Source organism: Desulfothermus sp., from assembly GCF_053993635.1.
This window is the reverse complement of sequence record NZ_JBMYBT010000003.1, coordinates 1-5,142: the sequence shown is the minus strand read 5'-3', so window position 1 is coordinate 5,142 and position 5,142 is coordinate 1. Positions and strand designations below refer to the sequence as shown.

Sequence of the window (5,142 nt, the reverse complement as noted above, 5' to 3'; positions counted from 1 at the left end):
AAAAATTAGAAAAGATTCAATCCATATGGACTCCCATGCTAATGGTCATGGAGAATTTAAAGAGAAAGCATAGGACTATATTGAAAGTACAAGATGTAAAATACAATATAGCGGGGATTGGAGATGAGTTGTTCACTAAGAGAAATTTGGAAAATTGGTAATATATTTTTATTGACAATATTTTTTGTGTTAACTTGTGGCAACATATGTGTTGGAGCTGATTATAATAACACACAAAATAATAAGTTTAGTTTTTTAAACTCAATAAGAGACAAGTTCTCCTTCTCAGGTATTGTTGAATCAAGATTTGGACGACAAATAAAGTACGATGATTTTGAAGATAAAAAATACGCCTTCCCCCTTGTTAGAACAACACTAAAATATGATCTTACTCCAAAAGAGCAAGGTTTTGTTTTTGCCAAGAAGAAATCGTATATTAAATTTTCCCTTCAATGGAGTTTGTTGTATAGTGATGATTCTGATGTTCAAAGGGATGAAGATTTTGGGTTGTATGAAGGGTACCTTGTATTAAATAGGGGTCCTGTTAGACTGAGAATTGGAAAACAGATTATTAGATGGGGCAAGACTGATCAAATAAGTCCTGTGGACAATTTAAATTCCCAGGATATGAGGCTGTTTATAATTCCATCATATGAAGATAGAAAGATTCCAAATTGGATGGCTGATGTTGAGTTTTTTAAGAAAAATGTAAGACTTGAGGCCGTTATTATTCCTTTTGTTGAACCAAATGAGGTCTATTTTTTTGATAGAAATTATTCTGTATTTAAGCAACTTAAAAAAAGCTCTGCTTATTATTTAGACAAATACCCTATGTTGCCAGCACAAAGAACATATCTTAAAAATTACGTGGATAGTCTTGAGACCAACAAGGATATCCCCAGCAAGACCTTGGAGAATTTTCAAGGTGGGGTACGTATTGGATTTAGTTTTGAAAATCTAGATGTTGCAGTTAGTTATTTAAATAATTTTGATCCAAATCCTTATATAAAGTATTTCCCTGTTTCTGGAATTAGAATCAAGGAAGATTTTTCTGGAGAGAACGTTCTCACTCAGCTTCCCTTTTTAAAAATAGAAAATAAGGATGTGGAAGCAACATATATTAGAAGAAATATTTATGGGGTTGAGTTTGAAGGTGGAGTTGGAGACTTTGGTATAAGGGGAGAGCTGGCTTATTTTGATAAGACCGTTTTTTTGACTGAAAGCCTAACTTCAATTCATAGATCTAATTTATGGTATGTACTTGGAATAGATTATACAGGCGAAGATGATTTATATGTAAATGTTCAATTATCTCACAGTCATATCTTTAACTATACAGATCCAATATTGTACTTTAAGGAAGACAATGTATCTATTTTAGGTGAATTATCTAAGGGATTTTTTGCTGGAGATTGGAAATTAGGAATAAAATCTTCATATTTTTTATCAGACTTTTCTTATTTTATAAATCCTTATATTGTATGTAAACGTATACCTAATCTTGATATAGAATTAGGTAGTTTTGTTTATGGGGGGGATAGGGATACTCTTTTAGGTCAATATGATCCTATGGATGAAATCTATATAAAATTAAAATATTATTTTTAAAATATGAATATATCTTTAAAATATCCAAAATTATTTTTATTGTTATGCGTTTTGGTGTTAATTTTCTTTTCTTCATATCTTCCCAAGATAAAGACAGTTAATAATGTAGATTATTTTGATTTAAAAGATAATCCGGCCAGAAAATTTTATGATAAATTTAGAGAAATTTTTGGTAGCGATGAATTTTTTGTTATAGCATTTAAGGATGAAGATTTATTTACTCCCCAAAAGCTTCTCATTTTAAAAGAATTAACAAAAGAATTAGAATCAATAAAATTAGCAAAGGATGTTATATCATTAGCTAATGTAGATGATATAAAAGGAGGCGAAGATTATTTTGAAGTAAAAGATTTTTTAGAAGATGTACCAAACTCTGTAAAGAAGTGTAGAGCGTTAAAAAGAGAAGCAATACAAAATCCACTTTATAGAGATAACTTGATATCAAAGGATGGATCTACAACTGCAATAGTTGTATTTGCATATATAAGACATAATGATCCCGATTATAGAGAAAAATTATTAAACCAGGTTGATAAAGTCCTAAATAAGTATTCTGACTATTTTGTTTTTCATAAAGCTGGCTGGACCATTACTGACTTTGCCTTAAGCCAATATATGAAAAGGGATTTAAGGGTGTTTATACCTATTACCTATACCCTTGTCCTTTTGGTTATTTGGATTTTTTTTAAAAAGCCATATCTGGTACTTGTAGCAGTTCTAAATATTTCTGCATGTATGATGTCCACTATGGGTGTTTTTGGATTAACAGGGATTGCCCTTCACAATGTGACATCTATAGTCCCTCCCCTTATTATGTCCATGTCTCTTGCAGATACAGTTCATATATTTTCCCATTTGGATTCTTCCCTGTTAAAAGATATGAGTAAAATTGATGCCCTTTGCTCAATTATAAGACGACTCTTTCTTCCATGTTTTTTAACAACCCTAACAACTGCAATAGGTTTTTTCTCTTTAATTAGCAGTGAGTTATCTCCAATTAGGGATTTTGCTTTGATGTCTTCTTGCGGAATGATATTTGAATTTTTTTATGCCTTTTTTCTTATTCCACCAATACTTAGATTTTCCCCTTCAAAATGGGTGTTTAGGGACTTCTCAAAGAAACAAGATTTTATAAGTAGGTCAACAGAAAAGATTTATTATTTTACCAGTAAATATACATTTAAGCTATTACTTTTCTTTATAATTTTATGTTTATTCTCTATTTGGGGGGCATCAAAAGTTAAAGTGGAAACTGATTTAAATAGATTTTTTATGCCCTCTACCAAAGAATATAAAGATTTAATGTTTGTTGAAAGAAATCTGTGTGGAACCGGGTCTTTAGATGTTTATTTGAAAACAGATATAGATGGGTTTAAAGATCCAAAAAAATTGTATTATATTGAACAAGTGCAAAATTATATAAGTAAAATACCAGGTGTTGATAAGGTAATTAGTTTAAATGATTACTTAAAGGAAATGAATAAATCCTTTCACAATGAGGATGAAAAATGGTATAGAATACCTGATACAAAAAATATGGTATCTCAATTTTTGCTTTTATTTGATATATCAACTATTGATGATTTAGTAACAGAATCTTTTGATGAAACAAGGATTTCAATAAGACTTTCTGAACACTCTTCGTCAAGGCAGAGGATTATTATACACAAGATAGAGAAGTTTCTTAAAAAAAATACACCGAAGTGTATTAAGGCAATGGTAACAGGACGGGCCTTACAACAGGTTATTATAATTGATGCTTTAGTAAATAGTCAGATAAAGAGCCTTCTCTATGCAGGTATAGCTATTTCTATAATTATGATAATAGTTTTGAGGTCCCTTACAATAGGGATTATAAGTTTAATACCAAATATATTGCCAATACTAATTAATTTTGCAATTATGGGAATATTGGGCATAACCTTAAATACTGCAACTGCACTAATTTCAGCAGTTGCTATAGGTATTGCTGTGGATGATACCATCCATTTTTTAACAGAATATTTAAAAATGAGACGTGAGCATAAAATGTCCATTCAAAATGCTGTTGAGATAACCCTAAAAAATAAGGGTAGGGCTATAATAAGTTCATCTATTATATTGTTTTTTGGATTTGCAGTATTGGTAACAAGTAAATTTCATCCAACCTTTGATTTTGGGATGCTAACATCAATCATTATGATAACTGCACTTATTGGGGATTTAATACTTTTGCCATGTATATTAATGGTGAAAAAGGATTAAAGAGAGGTTTTTTATGCAAGAGGAATTAAATAACCTATTGATACAATTTGGGATAGACTCCAAAGAGGAGTTTATAAAGAAGGCATTTTCCAGAAATATAGGTATACTCTCTGAAAAAGATATGGAAATATTAGGAAAGTCAAAAGTTGCTATACCAGGTATGGGGGGAGTAGGTGGAATTCATTTGGTTACTTTAACAAGACTTGGAGTTGGTAAATTTAATCTAGCTGATTTTGATAGATTTGATATAGTGAATATCAATAGACAGTATGGGGCAAAAGTTTCTAATTTAAATAAACCAAAGATTCATTGTATGGCAAAAGAGGCAATAGACATTAACCCCTATTTGGAAATAAATCTCTTTGAAAAAGGGCTGTATTCAGATAATGTGGATGAGTTTTTAGAGGATGTAGATGTGGTTGTAGATGGCCTTGATTTTTTTGAGTTTGATATTAGACGTGAGCTATTTAATAGGGCAAGGGAAAAAGGAATTTATGTGGTCACTGCAGCTCCTTTGGGATTTGGGTCAGCAGTTTTAGTTTTTGCACCTAATGCAGGTATGTCATTTGATGAGTATTTTGATGTATACGATGGTATGCCGGAACTTGAGAAATATTTAAATTTTGCCCTTGGTCTGGCGCCAAAGGGGTTACACATAAAATATATTGATAAGAGTAAAGTGGATCTAAAGGCCCAAAAGGGGCCATCATCTATTGTAGCTTGTAACCTTTGTGCTGCTATGGCAGGGGTAGAGGTCTTAAAGATATTGTTAAATAAGGGGAAAATAAGACCTGTACCTTTTTTTGTGCAGTTTGATCCATTTCGTGGAAAATTTGTTAAAGGAAAACTTAGAGGGGGAAACAAAAACTATTTACAAAGGTTAAAAAAAATACTTATTCAAAAATTTATTTTAAAATTAGATCCTTATGAAGAGTCTATCAAATTGCCTGAAGTACCCAGCGAGAAGGATATAGAGTTATTTTCAGAGAAAACAGTTAATTATCTATTAAGTGCTGGAGTTATGGCACCATCTGGGGATAATGCACAACCTTGGAAGTTCGCTATAGAAGACAGAAAGATTTGTGTGTATTTAGATCCTGAAAGGGACCAGTCTTTTTTTAATGTGGATCAAATAGCATCTATAATATCCTGTGGTGCTGTAATTGAAAACATCAAAATTGCAGCTAGTTCCCTTAAGATTAGGCCAAATATAGAACTTATGCCACAAAAAAGTAATCCAGATTTAATGGGAATATTAGATTTTGAAAAAATAGAAAATACCAAAAAAGA

General features: G+C 31.2%; 4 protein-coding genes. All 4 read left to right on the top strand.

Going from position 1 to position 5,142, the window contains the following annotated elements; translation table 11 throughout:
* The first annotated feature begins 35 nt into the window (after nucleotides 1-35).
* Nucleotides 36-161, top strand: a complete 126-nt coding sequence (locus tag ACY2V1_RS00165; RefSeq protein WP_461832768.1) for an outer membrane lipoprotein-sorting protein — start codon at nucleotides 36-38, stop codon at nucleotides 159-161.
* Entirely contained in the window at nucleotides 124-1,608 is a 1,485-nt protein-coding gene (locus ACY2V1_RS00160; RefSeq protein ID WP_461832767.1) for a DUF1302 family protein, read from the top strand. Before ACY2V1_RS00165 ends, ACY2V1_RS00160 begins: the two co-directional genes overlap by 38 nt.
* 54 nt (nucleotides 1,609-1,662) lie before the next feature.
* Nucleotides 1,663-3,852, top strand: coding sequence for an efflux RND transporter permease subunit (locus ACY2V1_RS00155; RefSeq protein WP_461832766.1), 2,190 nt, complete (start codon nucleotides 1,663-1,665; stop codon nucleotides 3,850-3,852).
* A gap of 13 nt (nucleotides 3,853-3,865) precedes the next feature.
* Nucleotides 3,866-5,142: ThiF family adenylyltransferase (locus ACY2V1_RS00150; RefSeq protein WP_461832765.1), on the top strand; the 1,277-nt coding region annotated here is incomplete at its 3' end.